The following is a 23,630-nucleotide window of genomic DNA, read 5'->3' on the forward strand; positions in this document are numbered from 1 at the left end:
GGCTCATGTGTTTTTTTGTGCTAACATGAAACCATGTCGAGACCATTACGAATTGAATATCCGGGCGCTTGGTATCATGTGATGAACCGAGGTCGGCGAGGGGAAGAAATCTTCTCGGACCAAACGGATTATGAAACCTTTCTTGCCGTCCTCAAAGAGGCTGGGGCGTTGTTCGGCGTCAGGGTTGCCGCCTACTGTCTGATGCCAAACCATTATCATCTGCTTGTCCAGACTCCGGCCGGAAACATTTCCAGAGTGATGCGCCAGGTTAACGGCATATATACCCAGCGTTACAACCGGCGGAAAGGGTATGACGGCCAGCTTTTCCGTGGGCGCTACAAGAGTATTCTCGTCGAGGAAGACAACTATTTGTTGGAGATGTTACGGTACATTCACCGCAATCCGGTTCGGGCTGGCATTGCCGAAAGTGTTACCGACTATCCGTGGAGCAGCCATCATGGCTATGTTTCCAAGGCCAAAAAGTGGGGCTGGTTGTACAAGGAGAAACTGCTCGGCATGTTTTCCGGCGTACCCGCCAAAGCCGAAAGGGCCTATGTGAGCTTTGTTCAACTCTCTGATTCCGAGGAGATGACCGCCTTTTTCAACAAAAAGAATCCGGTGTCTGTTCTCGGATCAGGAGAGTTTCTCGAATGGATAAAAGGGGAATACTATCTGGAGAAACGACATGAGGAGGTACCGGCAGCAAAGGCGCTCGCGCCCTCCATTGCCGAGATCAAGCAGGCCGTGTGCCGTGACTTTGGGGTAGATGAGCAAAGTCTCCTGTCTGCCCGAAGGGGGCAGGTGAATACCCCGCGGAATGTGGCCGTCTATCTGAGCCGGAAGCTCGCGGCGCTGCGGCATGCAGAAATCGGCGCCGCTTTCGGCATAAAGAAGAACAGCAGCGTGAGCAGCGTCATCTTGCGCACGGAAAGGCTGTTGGACGAAGATCGGAAGCTGGGGCGGGTGGTAGGGGTGCTCATCGGGAAGTTCATCAAGAGCCAAGAGCAGACTTGACCCCCAACGTCAACGTGTTGACCCCCAACGTGACCCCCAACGCAGAGGGCAAGGTGGAAATATCTGTTAGCGAAAAAAAATTTTCGAGGAATTCGCCATGAGAAAGTTTCTCGAGCGTCTCTTCACCGCCAAAGGTGACCCTACTCTTCAAGTCATAGATTTGATTCTTTTCCTGGGCTACTTTTCGATTTGTCTTTACGGGGGAGGTGTTGCCTACGAGTCAAGCTATAACGAACAAGGTTAGATTGTGCAAGCGTAGCGCGCCACAATCTGAACCGGTGGTTGGACAAGCCCGGTGGACGTATATAGAAAAGAGCTTTTGGGTTCCGGAGGGATCGGATCAGGCGAAGGAAGACGGGAGTGGCCCCCGCAATGTTCTTTGAAAAGGATTTTGGTGCTGTATCATGCTGCTTTACGCTGATTTCCGGCGTTTTTCGGGCGCAGGAGTCCCGTCCCGGTGCAATCCGGCTTGTGTCCTCGGCAAGTTCACGGCTTTCGTTTACATACCCGATGCCTCCGGCTCGTCTATTGCCGTAACGGAGCGGCCATGGCCGGTGGCCGGGCGATCATTGTCGCGGCGATCACCATGGCGGCCCCGCAGGCCGGGCAGATGATAGCCGGCCGTTGCTTCAGGTTGCGGACAAGGGCGCGCCATGGCGCGACCCGCAGCACCAGCTGCAGGAAGCGGAGCAGCTTTTTGCTGCATGCATGGAGAAAACCATACGACCTTGCCCGTCGAAACCCTCGGGGCAGCACATGGAGCATAAGCAGGTAGAGGAAGTACTCGCCCTTGACGGTTCGGGTCCGGTCTTCTCCGCTTTTGGCATGGCGATACCGGAAGGTGACCATGCCGTCCCGGCAGTGCAGGATGTCTTTTTCCCGGATAACACCCCGGTACAGATAACGGCCAAGATAGATAAGGGCCTTCTCGCCGTTGCCCGCGTCCTTGCAGTCAACCACCCACTGATCGGGGCAATCATGGGGAACCGGCAGCTTGTTTTCGACCAGGGTCTGGAGCAGCTTCGCCCGAAAGACCTTGGCCATGGCCTTGTGGCTGAAGAGATATTTCCCGGATTTTTCCTTCCACAGCCCGGTTTGCGGGTTGATGCTTGCTCCGGGCATGACAACGTGGATGTGCGGATGATAGTCCAGGGTTCTGGAATGGGTGTGGAGGATGGCGGTGAATCCCGCTGATCCGCCGAGTTTTTTGTCGTTATTGGTGAAGGATTTCAGGAGGTCCTGTACTGCCCTGAACATCAGGGCGTAAACGGTTTTCTGGTGTTTCCACGCCAGATCCCGCATCTGCCCGGGCAGCGTGAAGGTGATCAGGTAGTATTGACACGGCAGTCGTTTGTCAAGCTGGCTTTCCAGCCACTGCCGGCTCTCATGGTTCTGGCAATGGGGGCAGTTTCTGTGGCCGCAGGAATGGGGAATATAGATCCGTTCGCCGCACCGGTGGTCCGAACAACGGGCCAGCATGTGCGGTCCATGCTCGTATCTGCATCGGGCCATGGACTCCAGAGCCTTGATGTGGCCTGACAGGAGATTTTTGTTGTAGGTGCGGAAGAAGCTGTCCCTGAACTTGTTGATGATCGTGGAGAGCAGCATTATTTACGCCCTCCCCATCTGATGTCCAGGGAGTTGACCAGGGAATTGACGGCCAGTCTCGCATTGTTGGCCGTGGTGGAGGTCAGGTGGGTGTATCTGGCGGTGGTCAGGATGCTGACATGGCCAAGGATCTGCTGCAGCTCAAGCAGATCAACCCCGGCCTCCAGCATGTGGGTGGCATAGCTGTGACGCAGGGAGTGGCATGAGATTTTTTTTTATGCCGAGTTGCCGGACAACGGTCTGCATGGTGGTTTGAATGCCGCCCCTGTCCAGGGGCAAATCAACCAGGTGGGCATTTTTCAGACCTCTTTTCCTGCTGGGGAAGAGGAACCGGGGATGCTTGTGCATGGCCCAGAACTCCCGCAGCACCCGCAAGGTCTTGTCTGGCAGCGGCACCAGCCGGTCCTTGTTACCCTTGGCATCACGAATATGGACCCGCATGTTGCCTGCGTCGATGTCGCCGACTGTGAGTCGAATGCCTTCGCCAAGGCGCAGGCCCATGCTGTAGCAGGTAAAAAAGAAGACCTTGTAGCTCAAGGTTTTGGTTGCGGCAAATAGTTGCTCCGTCTGCTCGACGGACAGGATGTCAGGGATTCTGGATGTCTTGGGAGGCTTGATCAGGGGGATATCTTCCCAGGGTTTGTTCAGTACCCCGGAATAGAAGAACTTCAGGCCGTAGAGGTCGAGCTTGACCGCGCTCCAGGAATGCGTGTCCAGGAGTTCCGTGAAATAGTCGAGCAACTGGCCGGAGTTGAGGTTGTCAATCCTGCAATCGAAATAGTTGCCGATACGCCGGATCGCCCTGGCGTAGGCGTCGATGGTCTTGGGCTGCAGACCGCCCAGTTTGAGGCATTTCAGGTGTTTCTGATACTGCTTGTTGAAGAGGGAATCTTGTGGCATGGTGGTGTTCATTGTAACCTCCTTGGTAATAGTTGATGCGGCGGCCTCGCCTTTGCTCCGCCACTCTCTACTTATTACCGTATGCCGTGAGATTACAACATGTTAATGATGGATAAACAAGCTCGCTCGTGACTCGTCTGCCGCGTAGCGGCTTCGTCCAACAATGCCTTCCAGTTGCAGGTAAAACCCAGTATCGGCGATCCAAGTGTCGCCATAGATTTTGTCACGAATGTTCTGTTAAAGAGCTGGTATTGGGTTCCATCATCTATATACATACTTTGTTTCATATTTATTTTTTACGCCAGCCGCTATATCTGGACGCCATGGTTTGGATACTTTTTGTTAAGCCTCTTGCTTTATCTTACTTTTCTCGGATGCGGCTTGGTGGGCAAAACCATGGGAAGCTCGGACGCCGAACACGACAAGCTCAAGGAAACCACTTCAAAACCGGAAATAAAGCTCTACGGGGATTTTGGGCGGAACGACTACGCATCGGCGAACTATCGCCTCTTGGCCGAGGACGACAAGTGGTTTTTTATTTTTGAACCGCAAGGCGTTCAGGTATCCATTATTGAGGTTCACGCTATTCTTAAATCGAAAGTGGATCACTACGAGGTGATAATCAAATGAAGACCATGACGTTTTTCCTGTTATTCTCGATGATTTCAACGGTTGCTGCCGCGGACATAGTCAAGATGGAAACCAACGATTGGAATAATCAGAGAACCCTCATCTGGAGCGGCACCCTGCAGAAGGTTGATCCCGCTACGCAAGTGGCGTATTTTTCTTTTAAGAACGGCTCACAACTGGATGAATTTCAAGTACATATCACAAGAATATATTCCCTGACCCTGGACAATCAAGATCGAGTCAACAAACCCTTTCCCGCCACTCAGCAGGATCTTAAAACACCACTCCCGACAAATCCTCGATCCACTGAAATTCTGGAGCTTACGAATGAAAACTTCGTGAGTGATACCATTCCCGCCGAAGTGAAAGTTCGACCGGACAGGAATAGTGCCGTTCTTTATCTGTGTGGTTCGATAAAGCATGGAGACCTGCAAAAAATGATGCTGGAAGTCAAGGCGGAGAACCGGGCATTGTCGGCATTCGAGATAAGCCGTTCTGATTTATTGAAATGGATCAGGGGACGGTGAAGGCTGCCCCTGTCATATGGATGGAAGCCGCACCGCCGGACATGACAAACGATAGTTGAAAAAACGGGTGCCTGCCTGCGACAACTGGAGGAATTCTCATTACCGAACAGGAACACGACAGAGAAACCGATAGCAACTCCCCGGAAAACTGGGTTGACCTGTATGGAGATGCCGTGTTCCGTTACGCCTACAGCCGGACCCTGAACAGGCAGCTTGCCGAGGATCTGGTTCAGGAAACTTTTCTTGCCGCGCTCGTATCACGGGAGACCTTTCGCGGGGACTCCTCGCTGAAAACCTGGCTCGTCTCCATTCTCAAAAACAAGATCATCGATTATTACCGGAAAGCGGGCCGGGAAGGGCCTGCGTCCAATCTGTCCGATGCCCCTGATCCGGCGGTGGACCTTTTCGACAAAAACGGCAAATGGAAAACCGAACCGGAAAACTGGCAACCCCAGCCGGAAAACGATTTGGAATCGAAGGAATTCTGGGGCGTAGTCCAGCAATGCCTGGCCCACGCCCCGCCCAGACTGGCCCACGCCTTTTCCCTGAGAGAACTCAATGGCCTGCCGGCTGAAGCTGTCAGCAACCTGCTGGGCGTCAGTCAGTCAAACTGTTGGGTGATCTTGCACCGCGCCAGAATGTCGATGAAAAAATGTCTTATCAAAAACTGGTTTACCGGCTGAATGCACCCTGAGGAAATTTTATGCGTTTCATGTACACTTGCCGGGATGTCGCGGAACTGCTTTCCCTCTCCCTTGACCACGGACTGACGCCCCTGCAGCGCCTGGGAATGTCCCTGCATCTCTTGCTGTGTGTTCCCTGCGCCCGTCACCACAGCCAGATGCTTTGCCTTGTTGCCGTCTTGCGGAAAACACGGGACGATCCGGACACGACCTTCTCCTTTCTCGGCTTGTCCGACGAGGCCAGGGAAAGGATAAGAAATTCAATGCGTGGCTGAAAAGTTGAAGGGTGCCGTGGCAGACGAATCCTTTTGCAAATTTTTTTGATTTTTTTGTAAGAAATTGATTGTGACCGCGTCTAATTAATAAACGGCGAAAAAAAACGGATTCAAATGAATCCTTCGGATATGAGTTGAACCTGCACGAGGAGGTACATCATGAAAACAATTACAAAAGCACTGAAGATGTTGACAGTGGCATTGTCACTTGTCATGTTGATCGGCGGCGCGGCTTTGACAGCCTCCGCCGGCAATTCTGAAATCAAACCGTTCAAGGGTGGCCTTGATACCAGAACTTGCACCTATGAACCGGTAGAAGCCGTCTGGGTTTGCCCTAAGTAGCACAGACATACTCTTTTAACCGGAGTAACCACAACAACCCACCCCGGGCAATTACTTGCCCGGGGTGGGTTGTTTGTTGTCTCTCGTTTTCGACAAAAGAGCTGTCAGAGGACGATCGGCGGGTCATGAACGAACTGATTGAAGAACACATTTCCGGCCGGAACACCATGAAGACCCTTGTTGCGGCAAATGGCCGATATCGAAACGGCGACTCCGCCGCCCTTGCCGATATTGCGAAATGTCTGCACACCCTGGTGGATTTTTACCCCAGGCATATCGAAAAAGAGGACAAGGTTTTCTTTCCCGCCTCCCGTGCCTACTTCTCCGCAGCCGAGGATCAGGCAATGCTCGCCGAATTTTGGGATTTCGATCGAAAGATGATCCATGAAAAGTATAAATCCGTCGTCAATGATCTGGAAGAATAAAATTCCGGCTTTTAGAAGGAATTACAGGCTCTTTTTGAGGTTTTAGAAAATGGATACATATTTTGCCGCGGCAAAACGCGCGGATGAAAAGGAGATCAGCGCCGAAATTGAAATTGTCAGCGCGAACCCCGTTCTATCGGGACTGCTGCATTCAATCAGCGGATTGCTTGCCGTGGTGAACGAGCATCGGCAGATAGTCGCGGTGAACGATTCATTCCTGAAAATGCTCGGCATTGACGATGCCGCCCAGACCCTGGGGTTGCGGCCCGGGGAAGCGCTGCAGTGTGTTCATGCCAGTGAAGAACCCGGCGGATGCGGCACCAGCAGATTTTGCTCCACCTGTGGGGCGGCCATAGCGATCGTTTCCTCTCTGGCCGGGGAGAAACCGGCGGAAAGAATCTGCGCGTTGCAGGCAAATAAAAAAGGCTGGACAGCGGATATCGCCCTCCTGGTCAGGGCACAGCCGATAAAAATCCATGGGAAGAAATTTCTGCTGTTGTTTTTACAGGACATTACCCTCCAACAGCAAAGGGCGGCGCTGGAAAGGACGTTTTTTCATGATGTCAGCAATCTGTTGACAGGACTTGTCGAGGCGAGTGAAATGCTTTTTCTGGACAACAGCCAATCGGATCTGGTGCGAGTTGTTCACCGGTCCTCCTTGCGGTTGAAAAAAGAGGTCGACATGCAAAGGTGCCTGATGCAGGATGGTGACTGCACCTATCTGCCCTATTGGCACGAAACGGATTCAGACAGGATCATTGAAGAACTGCGATCATTTTTTGCCAATCATCCGGCCGCGACAAACAAGAATTTACATTTCGAGGAATTTTCCCCGGTCCTGCCGGTGAAAACAGATATGTCCCTCTTGGCGCGCATTTTATCCAATATGATCATCAACGCCCTGGAGGCAACCGAGCAGGACGGCAACGTCAGGGTGTGGCTGGAAAAAAGAGAAAATTTTCTTGCTTTTTGCGTGTGGAACCGTGAAACCATTGCCGAAGATATCGGTCGCAGGATTTTTCAGCGTAATTTCAGCACCAAGGAAGAAGCGGGAAGGGGAGTCGGCACCTATTCCATGAAATTGTTCGGTGAACAGATCCTCGGCGGCAAGGTGGATTTTATCTCCTCCGCGGAAGCGGGGACCGTCTTTAAATTTTATCTGCCGATATGAAAGAGTTGATCCGGATTTTCCGCGGTCTGGAAATTGAAAGGCATATCGAAGAGCTCGGAGGGTTCCGCATCGAGATATTCCGGGAATATCCCTATCTTTATGAGGGAGAAATGGAGTATGAAAGAAGATATTTAGCCGGGTATCTGCGCACTCCGCAAAGCATTCTTGCCGTTATTCATGACGAAAAGGGCATGAAGGGCGCCTGCACCGGCATTCCATTGAGCTTTGAGGATGACGAAATAAAGAAGCCGTTCGACGGTGAGAATATCGATGAAATTTTCTATATTGGTGAATTGATGGTGCGGACGGATGCGAGGGGTAAAGGGTATGGCGCGGCATTGTTAACAGCCAACCTGCAAAGAATCGATGCGGCCGGGTTCGGGAAAGTATGCCTTTATACAGTGGACCGGGGGGAAACGCACCCGCTGCGCCCGCAAGGATACCGGCCGCCGGATTGCTTATGGCAAAAATTGGGTTTCGAAAAGGATAAAAATCGCATGGCGTATTTCCGCTGGAAAGACCTGGGGCAGGAAAGTGAAACGGAAAAGCCCATGAATGTCTGGGTCAAAAAAAATTGAAAACAGAACTTCTCGCACCTGCCGGCAGTCTCGAGTCGTTTTTTGCCGCTTTGGAAAACGGGGCTGATGCCGTTTACTGCGGGCTCACCGAATTTTCCGCTCGGGCCAAGGCAAAGAATTTTACCCTGGAGGAGGCGGAGAAACTCGCAACCTGCGCCCGGCGTCGGGGCAAGCGGCTTTATGTGGCTTTGAACACCCTGATCAAGGAAAAGGAACTGAACAAACTCGTTGAAGTTCTGGCGGCTCTGGCCGATATCCGGGTGGACGGCATTATTCTTCAGGATCTCGGCCTTTGGCGTCTGGCCCGGGAACATTTTCCGGAGTTGCCGCTTCACGCCTCAACCCAGATGACGGTTCATAATGCGGCCGGAGTCAAGATGCTCGAAAAAATGGGATTTTCCCGCGCGGTTCTCGCCCGGGAGCTTTCCCTGGCGGAAATTGCCGAGATCAGGCAGCAGACGACAATCGAGCTTGAGCACTTTGTCCACGGGGCGCTTTGTTTTTCCATTTCCGGCCAATGTTATTTTTCCTCGTTTCTCACCGGCATGAGCGGCAATCGGGGCCGTTGCGCCCAGCCGTGCCGCAGGCGTTACAGTGACGGCCGGAAACAGGGGTATTTCTTTTCAACCAGCGATCTCTGCGCCATTGAGCTGCTGCCGGAACTCATCCGCGCAGGGGTCATGAGTTTCAAGATCGAGGGGCGCATGAAAAGCCCTGACTATGTCGCCCGGGTGGTTGCCGCCTACCGGCTGGTGCTGGATGCACCGGCCGCGGGCCGCAAGGAGGCGCTGAGGGCGGCGGCCGACCATCTCGAGCTGTCCTTCGGCAGGCAGCCGACCAGGGGTTTTTTAACCGGCTTCGTGCCCGCCGGTATCGCGGTTTCCTCCCAGCATGGCACCCTTGGTCGTCATCTGGGAGAGGTGGCTTCATTGCGTGACGGCATGATCGGCTTCAAGACCGATGACAGGCTGCATATCGGCGACCGGATTCGCATTCAACCGAAAAATGATCAGGCCGGTGTCGGTTTTGCCGTTCGTGAGCTTATTGCCGAAAAAAGAAAGGTGAAAGCGGCCTCAGCCGGAGATTTCGTTTTTGTTAAACATCCCGGCAAAGGCAATATCAAATCCGGAGATGCGATTTTCAAGGTGGGCGGCAAAATATTGTTTACCAAAAGCCCGGAAACCTGCCGCAAGATGCTTGATGAGGTGTGGAAGGATGAAAGCGGCCGGGGGAAAAGAAGTACCTGCCGGAACCGGATCAGCGAGGTTGTTTCCTCCCTGCCGCCCCGCCGGGAGCCGGCAAAACCCGGCGCGTCACAATTGACGCTGAAGGTGCGGGAATTGGAGGATATCCGCCTGGTTGAACGGAACGGTGCCGACCGGATTGAACTGCCCCTGACCGCAAAAAATCTGGCGCTGCTGCAAAAAGGGGCGCGACAGCTCGAAAGCAGAAAAGCGGATGTTGTCTGGGAGATCCCACCCATGCTTTTCGGTCCGGAATGGAACGAATTCCGGCGGGCCGTGCAGATGCTGGCCGGGCAAGGGTACTTGACGTTTCGTTTGCAGAACCTCGGCCATATTCCTTTGTTCGATAAGCTGGAGAACGTCACCCTGCTGGGCGGCTTCCGCTGCTATGTGACAAACAGTCAGGCGGCGCTGGCCTGGCAGGAGCTTGGTTTGGCTGAGTTGACCCTCAACATGGAGGATGACCGGGCAAATTTCAAGGAATTGTTCAGCCGTATTTCCTTTATTCCCCTTGCCGCGACGGTTTACGGTCAGCTGCCGGTTTTCCTTTCCCGTATTCCGGTGCGAAACGTGCGCCCGGGAGGCATGCTCCGTTCCGACCGGGATGACGGCTATCGTGTTTTTATGGCTGACGGCATAACGGAGGTCGTGGCGGAAAAGGATTTTTCCCTGCTGGGTCATCTCGCGGAGTTGCGTGACATGGGGTGCCTGCTGATTCTTGTTGATTTGAGCCGTTGCGGCGCCGGGTCAGCCAGGGGCAAAGAGGTGCTGGCGGGGATCGCCGCAGACACGAAACTCGATGCGTCAACGGCGTTTAATTTTGAACGGGGCCTTGCCTGATTGCAGCCTTTGAGCCGCTGAACCCTCGGCCGAGGGTTCAGCGGCAATACGACGGAAAAGGCGCTCTTAGTCAAAGGCCATTTCCGTTTTCCACTCTTCCCAGACCTTGCCCACCAGGTTGATGCCCGGCTTCAGGGTTTTCTTGCCCGGTCGCCAGCCTGAAGGTGTCGCCTCACCTCCCTTGGTTTCGCGGACCAGCTGGAAGGCCTGCAGCTGACGGATGGTTTCGTTGACATTGCGGCCCACCGGCGGAGTCAGAACCTCGAAGCCCTGAATCACGCCGTCCGGATCGATGATGAAGCGTCCTCTGGTTTCCACCCCGGCATTTTCATCAAACACGCCGTACACCTTGCCGACCTTGCCGCCGGCATCGGACAGCATGGGGAAAGGTACGCCGCCGGACTTTACCATTTTGCTCAGCTCGTCGTCATTCCACATCTTGTGGACGAACATGCTGTCAATGCTCATGGAGATAACTTCCGCACCCAGCTTCTGGAATTCGGGATATTTTTCAGCAACTGCTGAAATCTCGGTAGCTCAGACAAAGGTGAAGTCGCCCGGATAAAAACAGAGCAGCACCCATTTTCCGAGATAATCGGAGAGTTTCATGTTGATGAATGCACCCTTGTGGTAACCCGGTGCGATGAAATCAGGTGCCTTTTGACCAACGCGTATCATGCTTTGCTCCTTTTTGGGTGAAGTTTCCTTTTGCTCTTCAGTTTCGTCCACTGCTTCTCCAACCGGGCCGCCTGTGGGACGGGCACAGCCGACACTTGCTTCTTCCGCCATACATACCTCCTTGGTGAAATGAATGGATTATGGGTTTATCCGTTGATTCCTGGTGTGTTTGATTGTGATTATCGTTCCATGGCCTGAAATTTGGCCATGAACCTGCGGTCGATGGAGTCCTTGATGCGGAAAGCGAGGGGACCACCGAAAATAATCGACCATTTGCAGAAAATACCGGTGCCGTCGCCGAGATTATAAATGAGCAGGTAGCTGCCGCCGGGATCAAAGGGTTGCAGACTTCTTCCCTCCAGGCTCGCCATCAGGTTCTGATAGAGGATGGGATTTTCCCGCACGGCATAAACGCCGACTTTGTCCAGCGGTTCTTTTTCAAAATAGATGCAGTCGCCGCCGCCGAAAATGTTGGCATGGCTGACGCACTGAAGATATTGGTTGACCCGGAGACCGCCGTCAGGCCCGGTGGGCAGCCCTGATGCGGCAAATATGGGAGATGGTTTGACCCCGACCGCCGTGAAAATGATATTTGCCGGATGCGTTTCACCGTTTTTCAGGATGATTCGATCCGGCTCGATGCGCTCGACATAGCTGTTTTCCAGAACATCGATGCCGCGTTTGCGCAGCGATTCGCGGGCCATTCGGCCGATTTTTTCATGAACACGGGAAAGCAGCTTTTTGCCGGCATAGATCCGGATGCGGGGAGGATTGAGCCCGGATTCGCGGCAGAGCCGCCAGACATTGCCGCCGATTTCAACGGATGAAGGGCCGCCGCCGACCACGGCGATATCAATGGATTTGGCTCGGCTCAGTTCCAGGATGCGCTGCTGGGCGCGGAGCAGGCTTTCAATGGGCTTTACCGTGAAGATGTCCGGATGGTTTGTTTCCGAGACGATGGCCGTGGGAACAAAGGAGCCGGCGTTACAGGAAAGGACGTCGTAGGGCAGGGTGCGATCCGAATCCTCCAGCCGGACAAGCTGTTTTTCCGGATCAATAGCCGACGCCTTGGCCGGCACAAAGGCGCCTCCCTGCTTTTCCACCACTTTGCGGGTGGCAAAGCGGATTTCATCGGCGCTGTAGGCTGTGCCCAGCATGCCCGGCCCCATGCCGGAGTAATAGTGATATTCCGAGGGTTGAATGACGGTCACCTCAATGCCTTTGCGGACAAAGGAATTGAGATTGGCAAGGGTGACCATGTGGGCATGGCCTCCGCCGATAAGCACAAGTCGCCTGGTTGCCACCTTTATTTCCCTCCGGACGGCATTGAGTCAATCAGGCCGGCAAGCTGGGCAAGATGCGCCCTTTCCTCGGCAGCGATCTGGGTCAGGGCCTTTTTCGTGATTTCATCACCAGCCCGGTCCGCTGCCCGCAGATAAAGGTCAAGGGCCTGGGCCTCGATCGACATGGCAAGGGAGACGATTTCAACGGCGGATTCAAGATCGGGCTGGTAAAGGGCGAGGTAATCCTCGGTGGTCAGTCCGCCTTCCAGGGACAGGATCGTCATTTCCCGGTCAAAATCCTCCCGGCTCTTGGCTGTTCCGGTGATCCGGCGATAGAGTTCAATCAGCTGATTCTGGTGAATGATTTCGATGTCCGCCAGTTTGGTGAAAAGCTTTTGCGTTTCTTGCCCCTTGACCTGATTGGTCATGGAAAGATAGAAATCGCGCAATCCCTGTTCAAGGCCATAGGCCACCGTAATGGTTTCCTCAATGGATTCGCTGCCGGTAAAAAGGGCGAGACCGAGATCTTCGGGGCCGACGGCTATTTCGTTCTGCCAGGCCCTGATGCCGCCGGACACGTTGTAAACTTCCTTGAACCCCTTTCCCGCCAGCATCTGCGCAGCAACACGGCTGCGTCCGCCGATTGCTCAGTAAACAATGACCGGTTTGTCCGGATCGATTTCATTGATGCGGCGGTCCAGTTCACCCAGCGGAATGAGTTTGGCGCCGGAAATATGCCTTGCCTCATATTCCTTTGGCTGTCTGACGTCAAGCAGGGTGTATGAGCCGATCGGCTGTTCATTGATAAATTCAGCCGTTGCCCTGGTGTCCATGGATTGTACCGGGGTGAAAAATTGCCGCCAGAACATGTCGTCTCCTGTGGGTTTTTTAATTTTATCAGATTGTTACTCGGCGCTGTGCGCGAAAAAAAACAAAACACGGGTAACAATTCATGAGAATTAGATAGTAAATATTACTATCATTTGCATGGGAGTTGTCAATCCGAAATTCTTTTTTTGCGAAAAAAATAATTTACCTGATTTATCCGCTTGACATTTGAAGGTATAAATAATTATTCTTAAGTAGGAATTATTTCCACTATCGCGGTAACATGAGAATGCAAAAAAAAGAAATGTACGCAAAGCTGACTCAGTTTGAAGAGGCCTTTAAAAAAGCGGGGCTCAAACTCACCCAGCAGCGCTTGGAAATTTTCAGAGAGCTTGCCGCGGCGGTTGATCACCCGTGCGCGGAAATTCTTCACAAAAGGCTGCTTGAACGATTACCGACCCTTTCCCTGGATACGGTTTACCGGACCCTGGCGACATTTGAAAAGTATTCCCTGGTGAAGCGGGTGCAAACCTCGGAAAGCCAGGCCCGTTTTGAACTGAATGTGGAAGAAAAAAAGCATCATCATCTCATCTGCAAAAAATGCGGCCACATAACGGATTTTGTGTGGAATTCTTTCGATGAAGCGGCACCCCCGGCCGAAATTGATCAATGGGGCAAGGTTGAAAGTCGCAATGCGACCCTGTATGGGGTCTGTGACACATGTTGCCGTAAAGCGGAGTGATTCGGTCCGGTGAAAAAACCTTTTTTTACGGCATTTTGATAGGAATAATTCTGAAATAGGAAATTTAATTTCCTTTAGGTAAACCCCCGGCTTTGCCGGGGGACAACAAAAGTTTGACAGTTCCGGAATAATATCGAAGCCTCCAAACTCGTGGACCGCTCAAAGTCACGAGAATGGAGGTTTCGATGAACGACATACAATCTTTAAGTCACACGAGGTGGGATTGCAAGTACCATGTGGTATGGATACCGAAATGCCGGCGGAAAGTACTTTATGGGCAACTACGGAAGAATCTGGGGGAGGTTTTTCATGAACTTGCTCGTCAGAAGGAGAGCAAGGTGGTGGAAGGGCATTTGCTCCCAGATCATGTCCACATGCTGATATCGATACCACCGAAATATTCGGTAGCACAAGTAGTTGGATACATAAAGGGGAAAAGTGCAATTCACATCGCTCGGATTTACCTTGGACAGCGGAAGAATTTCAACGGAATGCATTTCTGGGCACGAGGATATTTTGTGTCAACAGTAGGCGCCGATGAAGAGGTCGTCCGGAACTATATCAAAAAGCAAGAAAAGGAAGACCAGCGTATCGAGCAATTATCGTTATTTAAGCAAGGTTGACGCTGGTTATGACCACCGAATGGTGGTCAGATAATCTTTTAAACATACCGCTTTGAGCGGTCCACGGTGTTTAAAGCCACCGGCTTTGCCGGTGGTTACTTACTAAATTAAGCAGGGGCGCATGATTTGCCGGTCAGTCGACCGGCAAATCCGTTCCGGAGAGAAGATTCTCGAACTGTTTCACGTCAGACGATGAAACAAATGACAACAACCGAATTACAAGGAGAGGAATCATGGCAAAAAAAGCTAAACAAATGACGACAACCGGCGGAAATCCGATCGCGGACAACCAGAACTCCCTTTCAGCCGGATCCCGTGGGCCGCTGTTGATGCAGGATTATCAGCTGATTGAAAAACTCGCCCATCAGAACCGGGAGCGTATTCCGGAACGGGTGGTTCACGCCAAGGGGTCGGGCGCCCATGGCACATTCCGTGTCACCCACGACATCAGCAAGTATACCAAGGCGAAACTTTTTTCAAAGGTCGGCAAGAAGACCCCGGTTTTTCTCCGGTTTTCCACGGTTGCCGGGGAGCGCGGAGCTGCCGACGCGGAGCGGGATGTCCGCGGGTTTGCCATGAAGTTTTATACCGAAGACGGCAATTGGGATCTGGTCGGCAATAACACGCCGGTCTTTTTTGTCCGTGACCCGCTCAAATTCCCTGATTTCATCCACACCCAGAAACGGCATCCGAAATCAAATCTGCGCAGTGCCACCGCCATGTGGGATTTCTGGTCGCTTTCTCCGGAAAGCCTCCATCAGGTGACGATTCTTTTTTCCGATCGCGGCCTGCCGAAAAGCTATCGCCACATCAACGGCTACGGTTCCCATACCTATAGCTTGATCAATGCCGCGAACGAGCGCTTCTGGGTCAAGTTTCATTTCAAGACCCAGCAGGGCATTCAGTGTCTGGCCAACAAGGAAGCGGAGGCAATCGTCGGCAAGTGCCGCGAAAGCCATCAGCGCGATCTCTTTGAATCCATTGAAAAAGGGGATTTTCCCAAATGGAATGTTCAGGTGCAGATCATGCCGGAAAAAGAGGCGGAGACGTACCACTTGAACCCCTTTGACGTCACCAAGGTCTGGCCGCACAAGGATTACCCCGTTATGGACGTGGGCGTGCTTGAACTCAACCGAAATCCGGAAAATTATTTTGCCGAGGTGGAGCAGGCATCTTTCAGCCCCTCCAACATCGTGCCCGGCATCAGCTGGTCACCGGACAAGATGCTGCAGGGCCGGATTTTTTCCTATGCCGATGCCCATCGTTACCGGGTCGGCACCCATTATGAGATGCTGCCGATCAATAAGCCGCTCTGCGCGGTCAATACCTATCACATGGACGGTTCCATGCGTTTTGATGCACCGGCTGCAACAGATGCCTTTTACGAGCCGAACAGCTTCGGCGGACCTGCTCAGGATACGGCATTCGCCGAGCCGCCCTTGCTGATTTCAGGAGATGCCGACCGCTATGATCACCGGGTGGGCAACGATGATTACAGCCAGCCGGGGGATCTCTTCCGCCTGATGAGCGATGACCAGAAAAATCAGCTTTTCAATAATCTTGCCGAAGCGATGGATGGCGTGCCGGCCGAGATTGTCAAACGTCAATTGAATCACTTTCATCAGGCTGATCCCGCCTATGCGGCAGGGGTGGCCAAGGCGCTCGGCCTGAAGTGGAAGGCAAAGTAAGGGTAAAACCATCGGCCGGGGATGCGGGCATCGCGTCCCCGGCCGGCGATTGATTTTTGGGTGAGGCTTTCAGCTGTTATGGAATCGATTTATCTGTCCAGAGAAGAAGAGGAGCGGTATGCCGAGTTGCAATTCATGGCACTTGACTGTGCCCGCAACGGCGAAACCCCGCAGCTTGAAGACATGGTGCGGGCAGGCATGCCGGTCAATCTCAGCGACAACAAGGGGAATTCCCTGCTCATGCTTGCCGCTTACAACGGTCAGGAAGAAACAGTGCGTATGCTTCTTCGGCAGGGGGCTGATATCGACCGGCGCAACGATCACGGCCAGACACCTTTGGGTGGTGTTGCCTTCAAGGGGTATCTGAACATCGTCCGGTTGCTGGTTGAGGCGGGGGCCGGGGTTGACGCTGACAACGGCAGCGGCAAGACGCCGCTTATGTTTGCCGCCATGTTCGGTCACAGGGACATTGTCGAATATCTGCTGAGCCGGGGAGCCGATCCGACATCGCAGACCCTGTTCGGCATATCCGCCCGGCATCTGGCAAAATTCACCGGCACGCTGCGTTCTCTGGCCACGTTCTGGGCGTGACCCCCGGCAGGAGAAACAGTCGACGTGCCTGTTTCTCGCGTTGCTTCGGCAGGGAACAATCATTTATACTGAGCAAACACGGAAGAAACCGGACTCGTCGGAAAGCCTTCAATGTCGCAACGAGGGCCGCGAGTTACGAAACATAAACCGGCTTTGAGCACTATGCGCCAAGCCGATAAAGGAGGAGTTTTTACGAAATGAAATCATTGAAAGGAACACAGACCGAAAAAAACATTCTCACCGCCTTTTGCGGGGAATCCCAGGCCCGGAACCGCTATACCTATTTTGCCGCCAAGGCGAAAAAAGAGGGATACGTGCAGATATCGGCCATTTTCGAGGAAACGGCCGACCAGGAAAAAGAGCACGCCAAACGGCTTTTCAAGCTGCTGGAGGGCGGCGAGGTGCAGATGAGCGCATCATTTCCCGCGGGCGTCATCGGCACCACCCTGGAGAATCTGGAAGAGGCGGCGGGTGGGGAAAATTATGAACACACCCAGATGTATCCCGGTTTTGCCAAGGTGGCTCGTGAGGAAGGTTTCAATGATATCGCCGATATCTTCAAGGCCATTGCCGTGGCGGAAAAACAGCATGAAAAGAGATATCGGGCATTGGCGGCAAATATCCAGAACGACCGCGTCTTCAAGCGGGAAGAAGCGACCACATGGCGCTGCAGGAACTGCGGCTATCTCCATCAGGGAAAACAATCGCCGGAAGAGTGCCCGGCCTGCGCCCACAAGCAGGCTCATTTTGAGTTGCTGGGTGAAAACTGGTAACAAAGTGAAAATCAACGGATGATTTTTTCAAAGTCCCTGGCCGGTTCCGCCAGGGACTTTTTTGTTTGCCCGGCCATTTTAGAAAAAACGGGCAACAGACGCGACGACCATGTTTCTGGTGTAGTCGTAGTAATCATCATTTGATTGATTGTCGGTATATTGATAGCGGCAGGACAATTCCCAGCCGTCGACCAGGAAGTAAAGGAGCTCGACGGATGAGTTGAACTGATCTTCATCACGATCTTGAAGCGCTGTCAGATCAAAATCACTGTCACGGTAGGAGATGTTGAAATTGACGTCGAGTTTTTCCAGCGGTTTCAGATTGATCCCTGCCGCCGCGGTGTGACGGGTCGGAGAATAGTCTTTATCGTCACGATCATTGAGTTCGACCGTATAGGACAGTGATGTGCCGACTTTTCCCCACCGGCGGGAAAGTTCCGCCTGCATGCGATGGCGCCAGCCGGTCAGATACTCGTAATCCTCCTCCAGTACATCATGATAATCGGCCCGGTAACGAAGCCGCAACCATGTTTCAGGATTCAAGAAATACTTTGCCTGGATGCTGAGCAGCGGACTTTGTTCATAACTGCTGCCGTCAAGCAGGGTGAATTGATAACCGCCGCCCCCCTCAATCAGCAGGGAAGATATTTTTTTCCAGTAATAATATTCGATGTTGGCGGATCCGGTGTCATATTCAGTCAGGTCGGCATATTTCAGGAAGGAAAAAGAGGACAGCAGATATGAGCCCGTGTCGGCGGCGGGGTGCAAAAAAGGCCGCCTGAGATAAACAAAAAGATCGAGAAATTCATCATCCTGATTGCTCGCCTGCAGAAGATCGGTTGCGATCAGTTCAACATTGTCGTCATAACCAAGGCCAAGCGACACGTATTTGCTCCATACGGCAACAGGTTCTTTTCCTTTGATCCGCCCGAGCGCATATTCAGCCAGCAGACGGGTTTTTTCATCACCCTGTGCCGCGCCGGCGGAGGATTTCCTCAGCCAGTAAATTGCTTTTTCATGATCGGCTTGTTTTTCGGCGATAATCCCGAGGTTGTAGTAGGCCAACGAAGCCATGCGGGGAAAAGCGGCGGTCTGCAGAAAGGCTTTTTCGGCCTCGGAATAGCGTCCGAGTTTGTATGCCGAGACACCGATATTGTAATAAAGTGATGGTTTATCCAGTCCCGCGGACTCAGCCTGTCGAAATAAGGCCAGGGCCTGTTCATGATTCCCTTGTTTGGCGGCGTCGGCGCCTTGGCTGAAAAGATCGGAGCTGCCGACAGGCTGGGCTGAAAGCACATGGGTGCTTCCCAAATGGAAACCTATGAAGAGGGAAACAAAAAAAGCAAATCGTGAAACTTTGAAAAGCACCATGACATATCCTTTGGCAATTCGATGACCGGTAAAATATCACGGCTGCGAACAACGCACGCCACAAGAAGAAAGGCGCCCCTGGGGGCATTCGTCGACTTGCCGGTAAGGAAGCGAAAAAAAATAATGGATTCATGAAAAGTCGCAAAAATAAAAGAGCGTGCCGGCAGCCAAATCAAGCAGTGACCTGAAGTGAACGGGCCGGGCGACTTTTGTGAAACCGTCAATATGTTATTTGTATTGAGATTGTGCCAATTTCGACCGCGCTTTGCAATTGGAAAAATAAGGAACAGGGCAATTGGTCGTGGGTAAGGGCGGAAATGCAAAAAAAAAGCCCCGTCAAGAAACGGGGCAAATACTTCGAAGAAGGGCCGGAGAAAGAATCTGTTGTTACTTGCCTTTTTGGGTGGGCGAACTGTTTTTCGTTTCCCTGGCACTTTCTTTAACATCCTTTTGCCTGTCAACGATTTCGGATGATGGGGAAATAGTGTCGGGACGTTCGACGACCGGTTGCGGCGCAGGCCTTTCCCTTATGGGTTCCGGTGAGGGGGCGACGGTTTCAGGACGATCCATCGCGGGTTCCGGTGAAGGTGTGCCGGTTTCAGGTCGTTCCATCATGGTTTCAGATGACGGTGCGGTCGTGGCAGGCCGCTCGATTTCCGGTGCGGGTTGATTGCGCTCCACTGCCGGGGCCGGGGATGTTCCCTGATGCTGGTCAGTTCCGCCGCTTCCCGTTTGCTCGCCGATTCTGTTTTGCGCCGGCATTTCCCCAGTCGGTTGCCTGGTTTGTTCCCTGCGCATTTCCGCAACAGGCAGTTCTATGACATGCATGACCTCTTCAGATGATGTGACATCCTCTTCTATCACCTCCATGGTGACGTCAAGCTCAAGGTCGGCGGCCGCCGCCATCAGCAAAGGTGGGGGCGCCGCCGCCGCCGAATTGTCCGGGGATACAATGGCTGATTCAGCGGCAAAAACAGCGGTGCTGTTCAGAGCCAGGCCGGTCAGGAAAATCAAGGTCAGTTGTGTCAGTTTCATTTTTCAACCTCATCAAGCCCCTGCGGAAGATGGTTCGAGCCGTTTGCAGGTATGTAAATAATAGTGATGACGTTACAAAAGGGCAATATTTTCATTTTTCATCGCGACGGTTGTCGATGCGTGCGGCGGCCATGTCATTTTATCCTGTCGATTTTCACGCAAGAAAGCGAAAAACATCCGTGCCGCCGGCGGCGTTATTGTCATCTATCAGCATTTCCACTTTCAGGATTTTACTTTTGTTCTGATGATTGATGCGGGTCACCAGTTCCACATTGCCGGAACCTTTCGCCATAATCGGGAGGCTGAGGAGATTTCTTCCCTTGCGCAGGTTGGTTGTCCATTTTATTTCGCTTTTCTCCGGAAAGCCCACCATGACAAGTTGCCGGGGCAGTTGGATGGTGACATCGGCATTCATCAGATCCTGTGGGGCATTGACCACCAGATTGATGGTTTTTTGTTCATGAAGCTTTAAGGTGACGGAAAAGACAGGTGCCGACGGCGTCTGCAAAACCATCTTGTCGGGCTGAGCAACCATGATCCACGCGGCAAGACAGGCGGCAAGAGCCGTACCCCAGTAAACGGAGAGCCTTTTCGTTTGACGTTTTTGATGCGTTGTTCGGGCTGCGTTGAAAGCACGTGCCGCAAAATCAGGATGAGGAGAAGAAGCGGGGATGTCCCGTAAAGCCCGCAGGATTTCAGCATCGTTGTCGAGTGCGTGACGGCACTGGAGACAGTGGCCGATATGTTCCCTGATTGCCATGGCTTCTTTTTCGGAGAGATATCCGTCAAGATAGTCGTCCCGGAGCGCCATTATTTTTTTGCAGTCCATATCATCACCTCTACTCTTTAACAACGTATATCTCCACTAAAAGGTTTCCTGCTGCAAAAAAATTCTTAAATTTGCCCGCGCTCGATGAAGACGGGATTTGAGGGTGCCGATCGGTGTTTCAAGAATTTCTTCCAGTTCATTCAGGGTATAGCCTTCCATGTCATGCAGGATACAGAGGTGTTGCTGATCCTGGTTCAGCGATTGGATGGCCTGTAACAATTTATCACGTATCTGGCTGTTTTCCGATAATTTTTCCGGATTGTTTTCATCGGTGACAATTGATTCCAGTACGGACGGGCTTTCATCGTTGCTTTCCATCCGGACCAGAAAAAGGGGCGAACGGGCTTCGCGGCGCCGCTGGTCGATAAAGGTGCGGTATAACACCTTGACGAGCCAGGGACCGGGCTTTTCCAAATCCCGCAAGATATCTTTCTTGGGATAGAGCTTGACCAGCACGTCCTGGACAAGGTCTTCCGCATCCTCTGTTGTCCTGGTCAGGCGAAAGGCAACGCGATAGAGTTTCGAGAGATGCGGGTTGAGGATCGTTTCGAAATCATCGGGTTTAAAAAATCGTGAGAGGATGTTTATTACGTTTCCCATAAATTCATCATAGTATGAACGCGCCGGGCGACAAAAAGGTTCCCTGTTTTGTTTGTGATGCGGACCGTTTTTTATGTCCGGCCGGAAAAAAAAATCAAGAGGGAACCATCTCGTTTTTTTTTGCGTTTAGACATACATGATCACCGTGAAATAATCATTTAAAAAAATAAAGGAGAATACGCATGAAAAGCAAAATAGTTGCCGTTGCCGTCGTTGCCTGCTGTCTGAGCCTGTTTTCGGTTGATTCATTTGCCAAGGGAGGCGGCGGTGGAGGCGGGTCAATGGGTGGAAGTGGTGGAAGTCAGATGGGTGGAGGTGTTTCCAGTCGGACTCAGGAAAAGGTCATGACCCAAAGCGGCGACCGTGACATGGATCAGGAGCGCTACAAGAATGCGGATGATGCGGATAAGGATACGGCAAAGGCCAAGGCAAAAAAGAAGGGGGAGACAACCCCTGACTCGGTACAGGAATAACCTGAAAATTTAACTCATTATTTATTATCAACAACTTTGGAGGAAAAACTATGAAGGCAATGAAAAAGATGGTCGCAATACTGTGTGTTGTCGGGATGAGCATGATAGGGGCACAGGCCCTTGCCGCCGATGGAACGCAGGCCAAAAAACAGTTGAAGACTCAGACGGCGACCAAGACCATGGTAAAGGCCAAGAAACGCACGCAGACCGTCGTCCGGCCTGAAACCCCGACAGGGACGGCAAGCCGCAAGCAGACCAGGGTTTCTTTTTAATTTGATTGTAAAAAAACCACGGAACAAAAAAGCCGGACATTGAAAAATGTCCGGCTTTTTTGTTGCAGCGAGTCACGGGCGGAGCTTTTGGCGTTTGCCGCAAGAAAGATCCTTTGGTCAAAAGGATTACAGACCTGTTTCCGCCAGTTCGTTCAGCAGTTTTGTTTGTTCTTTGCTGACGTGTTTCGGGATCTCAACGCCGATTTTTACGAAAATATCACCGTTCGGGCCGTGCGGACCCGCGGGCAAGCCGTGGCCTTTCAGTCGCAGCTTGGCCTGGGGTTGAATGCCGGCCGGGACCTTTACCTTGAACTGCTTGCCGTTCAAGGTGGGAACGTCGATTTCCGTTCCCAGTACCGCGGCGGTGAAGGGGATCTGTTTTTCAAAAACAAGGTTGCAACCCTCGCGGCTGAAAATTTCATGGGGCATAACCTTGATGTGCAGATAAAGGTCACCGGGCTGCCCGCCCATGGGCGAAGAAGAGCCTTTGCCGGCAATGCGAAGTTTTTTGCCGTCTTCTATGCCGGCCGGAATCTTCACGGATACCCTTTCTCCGCCTCGTCCCAATGCAATGGTCTTGTCCGCGCCGGTCAACACCTCATGAAGGGATATGGCCATTTCCAGGGTGATGTCCTGGCCCTTGACTGCCTGTTGACTCCGGCATCCCTGGGATTGGCATCCCCCTCCCTGCGAAAAGAAATCATTCAAGGGGCTTTTGCCGCCGCCGGCGGAAAATGTGCGGAAGCCGCCGCTGGAAAAACCACCGCCCATGCCGCCCAGATTGATGCCGAATTCCCGGAGAATCGAGCCGATATCGGAATTGCGGAAAATGTCTTCCTGGGAATAGCGCTGATGAAAACCGGTGGAGCCGAAGGTGTCATACTGTTTCCGCTTTTCCGGGTCCGAAAGGACGGCATAGGCTTCATTCGCTTCCTTGAATTTGTCCTCGGCCTTTTTATCGCCCTGATTTTTGTCAGGGTGATATTTCATGGCCAGTTTTCGATAAGCCTTCTTGATTTCATCCGGGGTGGCTGTTTTTGCAACCCCGAGTATCCTGTAATAGTCGTTGGATGCCATAGGTGGTCGTTGTCTGCGCTCTCTTGCTCTTGTTAGGCTGCTCTTTTGTTAAAACGGCACCTCGTCGCCCGGTCTGGGTTCCGCCGGCGGAGGTTCGTCCGCATATTGTCCGCCGGTCGACGTGCCGCCACCTTTGGGTGAAAGCATTTTCATATCCCGGGCAACGATTTCCGTGGTGTATCGTTTGTTGCCGTCTTTGTCTTCCCAGGACCTGGTTTGAATGCGACCCTCGATATAAACCTTTGATCCTTTTGACAGATATTCACCGCAGATTTCCGCCAGACGGGAAAAGGCAACGATGCGGTGCCATTCAGTCTGTTCCTGCATCTGGCCGTCCTGGCCCTTCCATTTTTCCGTTGTGGCAACGGAGAAATTTGCCATCGCCGTGCCGCTCTGGGTATAACGAATTTCCGGGTCGGTGCCCAGATTGCCGATAATAATGGCCTTGTTGATCATGTTGCAAACTCCTTTCTGCCGGACTTGCCGGATGTCGTTTGAAAAAAATTTCTTGGCATCTGCGCCGCCCTCCC

26 protein-coding genes and 3 pseudogenes are annotated in these 23,630 nt (G+C 52.6%); 17 read left to right on the top strand and 12 right to left on the bottom strand.

Annotated features, from left to right (window positions below; genetic code table 11):
• The first annotated feature begins 33 nt into the window (after positions 1–33).
• Positions 34–1,014 (top strand): transposase, encoded by a 981-nt coding sequence (locus BM485_07030; protein OKY75489.1) that lies wholly within the window; start codon positions 34–36, stop codon positions 1,012–1,014.
• Between the two features lie 525 nt (positions 1,015–1,539).
• Here BM485_07030 and BM485_07035 read toward each other — a convergent pair.
• Genes BM485_07035 through BM485_07045 form a run of 3 tightly spaced genes read right to left on the bottom strand, consistent with a single transcriptional unit; the run spans position 1,540 to position 3,534 of the window.
• Positions 1,540–2,622 carry an IS91 family transposase gene (locus BM485_07035; protein OKY75490.1) on the bottom strand — a complete coding sequence of 361 codons (1,083 nt, stop codon included), beginning with the start codon at positions 2,620–2,622 and terminating at the stop codon, positions 1,540–1,542.
• Positions 2,622–2,792 carry a hypothetical protein gene (locus BM485_07040; GenBank protein OKY75491.1) on the bottom strand — a complete coding sequence of 57 codons (171 nt, stop codon included), beginning with the start codon at positions 2,790–2,792 and terminating at the stop codon, positions 2,622–2,624. Before BM485_07040 ends, BM485_07035 begins: the two co-directional genes overlap by 1 nt.
• Positions 2,773–3,534 (bottom strand): recombinase, encoded by a 762-nt coding sequence (locus BM485_07045; protein ID OKY75492.1) that lies wholly within the window; start codon positions 3,532–3,534, stop codon positions 2,773–2,775. Before BM485_07045 ends, BM485_07040 begins: the two co-directional genes overlap by 20 nt.
• Positions 3,535–3,873: 339 nt before the next feature.
• On the opposite strand from BM485_07045, the gene BM485_07050 reads away from it, so the two are divergent.
• From BM485_07050 to BM485_07090, 9 genes and pseudogenes are all read left to right on the top strand, one after another.
• Complete coding sequence (locus tag BM485_07050) at positions 3,874–4,152, top strand: hypothetical protein (protein OKY75493.1); 279 nt, start codon at positions 3,874–3,876, stop codon at positions 4,150–4,152.
• Entirely contained in the window at positions 4,149–4,679 is a 531-nt protein-coding gene (locus BM485_07055) for a hypothetical protein (GenBank protein ID OKY75494.1), read from the top strand. Before BM485_07050 ends, BM485_07055 begins: the two co-directional genes overlap by 4 nt.
• A gap of 98 nt (positions 4,680–4,777) precedes the next feature.
• Complete coding sequence (locus tag BM485_07060) at positions 4,778–5,362, top strand: hypothetical protein (GenBank protein OKY75495.1); 585 nt, start codon at positions 4,778–4,780, stop codon at positions 5,360–5,362.
• A 20-nt stretch (positions 5,363–5,382) separates the two neighbouring features.
• Positions 5,383–5,637: a hypothetical protein gene (locus BM485_07065; GenBank protein OKY75496.1), complete on the top strand. Its 255-nt coding sequence runs from the start codon at positions 5,383–5,385 to the stop codon at positions 5,635–5,637.
• Between the two features lie 159 nt (positions 5,638–5,796).
• Positions 5,797–5,979 (top strand): hypothetical protein, encoded by a 183-nt coding sequence (locus BM485_07070; GenBank protein ID OKY75497.1) that lies wholly within the window; start codon positions 5,797–5,799, stop codon positions 5,977–5,979.
• 95 nt (positions 5,980–6,074) lie between these two features.
• Positions 6,075–6,404 (top strand): annotated as a pseudogene (locus BM485_07075) (cation-binding protein).
• 49 nt (positions 6,405–6,453) lie between these two features.
• On the top strand, positions 6,454–7,575 hold the full coding sequence (locus BM485_07080) for a histidine kinase (GenBank protein ID OKY75498.1): 1,122 nt from the start codon (positions 6,454–6,456) through the stop codon (positions 7,573–7,575).
• An 8-nt stretch (positions 7,576–7,583) separates the two neighbouring features.
• Positions 7,584–8,153 carry a GNAT family N-acetyltransferase gene (locus BM485_07085; protein OKY75761.1) on the top strand — a complete coding sequence of 190 codons (570 nt, stop codon included), beginning with the start codon at positions 7,584–7,586 and terminating at the stop codon, positions 8,151–8,153.
• Positions 8,135–10,237, top strand: a complete 2,103-nt coding sequence (locus BM485_07090) for a hypothetical protein (GenBank protein ID OKY75499.1) — start codon at positions 8,135–8,137, stop codon at positions 10,235–10,237. The genes BM485_07085 and BM485_07090 overlap by 19 nt, the downstream gene beginning before the upstream one ends.
• 66 nt (positions 10,238–10,303) lie before the next feature.
• Here the strand turns inward: BM485_07090 and BM485_07095 are convergent.
• The 3 genes and pseudogenes from BM485_07095 to BM485_07105 form a co-directional block, all read right to left on the bottom strand.
• Positions 10,304–11,026 (bottom strand): annotated as a pseudogene (locus tag BM485_07095) (peroxiredoxin).
• Between the two features lie 68 nt (positions 11,027–11,094).
• On the bottom strand, positions 11,095–12,174 hold the full coding sequence (locus tag BM485_07100) for a pyridine nucleotide-disulfide oxidoreductase (protein OKY75762.1): 1,080 nt from the start codon (positions 12,172–12,174) through the stop codon (positions 11,095–11,097).
• Positions 12,175–12,221: 47 nt separating this feature from the next.
• Positions 12,222–13,067, bottom strand: a pseudogene (locus tag BM485_07105) (sulfurtransferase).
• Positions 13,068–13,315: 248 nt separating this feature from the next.
• On the opposite strand from BM485_07105, the gene BM485_07110 reads away from it, so the two are divergent.
• The 5 genes from BM485_07110 (at position 13,316) to BM485_07130 (ending at position 17,443) form a co-directional block, all read left to right on the top strand.
• Positions 13,316–13,768 carry a transcriptional repressor gene (locus BM485_07110; GenBank protein ID OKY75500.1) on the top strand — a complete coding sequence of 151 codons (453 nt, stop codon included), beginning with the start codon at positions 13,316–13,318 and terminating at the stop codon, positions 13,766–13,768.
• A gap of 185 nt (positions 13,769–13,953) precedes the next feature.
• Entirely contained in the window at positions 13,954–14,391 is a 438-nt protein-coding gene (locus tag BM485_07115) for an IS200/IS605 family transposase (protein ID OKY75501.1), read from the top strand.
• Between the two features lie 233 nt (positions 14,392–14,624).
• The gene (locus tag BM485_07120) at positions 14,625–16,079 is read left to right on the top strand and encodes a catalase (GenBank protein OKY75502.1); all 1,455 of its coding nucleotides are present in this window, start codon (positions 14,625–14,627) and stop codon (positions 16,077–16,079) included.
• Between the two features lie 78 nt (positions 16,080–16,157).
• The gene (locus BM485_07125) at positions 16,158–16,670 is read left to right on the top strand and encodes a hypothetical protein (GenBank protein OKY75763.1); all 513 of its coding nucleotides are present in this window, start codon (positions 16,158–16,160) and stop codon (positions 16,668–16,670) included.
• 197 nt (positions 16,671–16,867) lie between these two features.
• Positions 16,868–17,443, top strand: a complete 576-nt coding sequence (locus BM485_07130; GenBank protein OKY75503.1) for a rubrerythrin family protein — start codon at positions 16,868–16,870, stop codon at positions 17,441–17,443.
• Between the two features lie 78 nt (positions 17,444–17,521).
• Here BM485_07130 and BM485_07135 read toward each other — a convergent pair whose 3' ends face one another.
• From BM485_07135 to BM485_07150, 4 genes are all read right to left on the bottom strand, one after another.
• Complete coding sequence (locus BM485_07135) at positions 17,522–18,814, bottom strand: hypothetical protein (GenBank protein OKY75504.1); 1,293 nt, start codon at positions 18,812–18,814, stop codon at positions 17,522–17,524.
• Positions 18,815–19,201: 387 nt separating this feature from the next.
• Positions 19,202–19,849 (bottom strand): hypothetical protein, encoded by a 648-nt coding sequence (locus BM485_07140; protein OKY75505.1) that lies wholly within the window; start codon positions 19,847–19,849, stop codon positions 19,202–19,204.
• A 154-nt stretch (positions 19,850–20,003) separates the two neighbouring features.
• Complete coding sequence (locus BM485_07145) at positions 20,004–20,678, bottom strand: hypothetical protein (GenBank protein ID OKY75506.1); 675 nt, start codon at positions 20,676–20,678, stop codon at positions 20,004–20,006.
• Between the two features lie 36 nt (positions 20,679–20,714).
• Complete coding sequence (locus tag BM485_07150; GenBank protein OKY75764.1) at positions 20,715–21,221, bottom strand: hypothetical protein; 507 nt, start codon at positions 21,219–21,221, stop codon at positions 20,715–20,717.
• Positions 21,222–21,460: 239 nt separating this feature from the next.
• On the opposite strand from BM485_07150, the gene BM485_07155 reads away from it, so the two are divergent.
• Together BM485_07155 and BM485_07160 are read left to right on the top strand one after the other, a co-directional pair.
• Positions 21,461–21,751 carry a hypothetical protein gene (locus tag BM485_07155; protein ID OKY75507.1) on the top strand — a complete coding sequence of 97 codons (291 nt, stop codon included), beginning with the start codon at positions 21,461–21,463 and terminating at the stop codon, positions 21,749–21,751.
• Between the two features lie 50 nt (positions 21,752–21,801).
• On the top strand, positions 21,802–22,023 hold the full coding sequence (locus BM485_07160) for a hypothetical protein (protein ID OKY75508.1): 222 nt from the start codon (positions 21,802–21,804) through the stop codon (positions 22,021–22,023).
• Between the two features lie 126 nt (positions 22,024–22,149).
• Here BM485_07160 and BM485_07165 read toward each other — a convergent pair whose 3' ends face one another.
• On the bottom strand, positions 22,150–23,100 hold the full coding sequence (locus BM485_07165) for an integrase (protein OKY75509.1): 951 nt from the start codon (positions 23,098–23,100) through the stop codon (positions 22,150–22,152).
• A 48-nt stretch (positions 23,101–23,148) separates the two neighbouring features.
• A complete protein-coding gene (locus tag BM485_07170) occupies positions 23,149–23,556 on the bottom strand; it encodes a single-stranded DNA-binding protein (protein OKY75510.1) in 408 nt (135 codons plus the stop codon).
• Positions 23,557–23,630: the final 74 nt, after the last annotated feature.

Source organism: Desulfobulbaceae bacterium DB1 (genome assembly GCA_001914235.1).
Lineage (GTDB): Bacteria > Desulfobacterota > Desulfobulbia > Desulfobulbales > SURF-16 > DB1.

Bases quoted from the DNA above. Each gene is read 5' to 3' on its own strand.
- BM485_07045 (OKY75492.1), bottom strand. From the start codon at position 3,534: ATGAACACCACCATGCCACAAGATTCCCTCTTCAACAAGCAGTATCAG.
- BM485_07040 (OKY75491.1), bottom strand. From the start codon at position 2,792: ATGCTGGAGGCCGGGGTTGATCTGCTTGAGCTGCAGCAGATCCTTGGC.
- BM485_07065 (OKY75496.1), top strand. From the start codon at position 5,383: ATGCGTTTCATGTACACTTGCCGGGATGTCGCGGAACTGCTTTCCCTC.
- BM485_07165 (OKY75509.1), bottom strand. From the start codon at position 23,100: ATGGCATCCAACGACTATTACAGGATACTCGGGGTTGCAAAAACAGCC.
- BM485_07140 (OKY75505.1), bottom strand. From the start codon at position 19,849: ATGAAACTGACACAACTGACCTTGATTTTCCTGACCGGCCTGGCTCTG.
- BM485_07125 (OKY75763.1), top strand. From the start codon at position 16,158: ATGGAATCGATTTATCTGTCCAGAGAAGAAGAGGAGCGGTATGCCGAG.
- BM485_07120 (OKY75502.1), top strand. From the start codon at position 14,625: ATGGCAAAAAAAGCTAAACAAATGACGACAACCGGCGGAAATCCGATC.
- BM485_07160 (OKY75508.1), top strand. From the start codon at position 21,802: ATGAAGGCAATGAAAAAGATGGTCGCAATACTGTGTGTTGTCGGGATG.
- BM485_07035 (OKY75490.1), bottom strand. From the start codon at position 2,622: ATGCTGCTCTCCACGATCATCAACAAGTTCAGGGACAGCTTCTTCCGC.
- BM485_07110 (OKY75500.1), top strand. From the start codon at position 13,316: ATGCAAAAAAAAGAAATGTACGCAAAGCTGACTCAGTTTGAAGAGGCC.
- BM485_07170 (OKY75510.1), bottom strand. From the start codon at position 23,556: ATGATCAACAAGGCCATTATTATCGGCAATCTGGGCACCGACCCGGAA.
- BM485_07145 (OKY75506.1), bottom strand. From the start codon at position 20,678: ATGGACTGCAAAAAAATAATGGCGCTCCGGGACGACTATCTTGACGGA.
- BM485_07130 (OKY75503.1), top strand. From the start codon at position 16,868: ATGAAATCATTGAAAGGAACACAGACCGAAAAAAACATTCTCACCGCC.
- BM485_07135 (OKY75504.1), bottom strand. From the start codon at position 18,814: ATGGTGCTTTTCAAAGTTTCACGATTTGCTTTTTTTGTTTCCCTCTTC.
- BM485_07070 (OKY75497.1), top strand. From the start codon at position 5,797: ATGAAAACAATTACAAAAGCACTGAAGATGTTGACAGTGGCATTGTCA.
- BM485_07100 (OKY75762.1), bottom strand. From the start codon at position 12,174: ATGGTCACCCTTGCCAATCTCAATTCCTTTGTCCGCAAAGGCATTGAG.
- BM485_07030 (OKY75489.1), top strand. From the start codon at position 34: ATGTCGAGACCATTACGAATTGAATATCCGGGCGCTTGGTATCATGTG.
- BM485_07080 (OKY75498.1), top strand. From the start codon at position 6,454: ATGGATACATATTTTGCCGCGGCAAAACGCGCGGATGAAAAGGAGATC.
- BM485_07155 (OKY75507.1), top strand. From the start codon at position 21,461: ATGAAAAGCAAAATAGTTGCCGTTGCCGTCGTTGCCTGCTGTCTGAGC.
- BM485_07115 (OKY75501.1), top strand. From the start codon at position 13,954: ATGAACGACATACAATCTTTAAGTCACACGAGGTGGGATTGCAAGTAC.
- BM485_07055 (OKY75494.1), top strand. From the start codon at position 4,149: ATGAAGACCATGACGTTTTTCCTGTTATTCTCGATGATTTCAACGGTT.